This window comes from Sphingomonas sp. AC435 (genome assembly GCF_979253005.1).
Genome location: NZ_CEEDCJ010000071.1, coordinates 1 through 252, shown reverse-complemented (window position 1 = coordinate 252; position 252 = coordinate 1). Strand labels below are relative to the sequence as shown.

Below are 252 nucleotides of genomic sequence, written 5' to 3'. Positions count from 1 at the left end.
CAGCCCGAGCTGCGCATCCTGCCCGCGTTGCGCGCGGATCGCGGCGAACACCTGCGCGTACGCCGCCCGCTGCGCGTCCTCCAGCTGCGTCGGGATGCGCGCCGCCTGCACCGAGCGAGCCTCGCCGGACGGGTCGCCGCTCGATCCCGCCGCCCTTGCGGGGAGGGGTAGGGTGGCCAACGCCACCGTCATCGCCGCTCTCAAACGCATGTTGCTGCTCATTGATCTGCCCCCAGCAGCCATTGCAGGTCG

1 pseudogene is annotated in these 252 nt (G+C 72.2%); it reads right to left on the bottom strand.

The annotated features are described in order from the left end of the window. Nucleotides 1-210, bottom strand: a pseudogene (locus tag AC0CH8_RS18995) (lytic transglycosylase domain-containing protein); the annotation flags it as partial. Nucleotides 211-252: the final 42 nt, after the last annotated feature.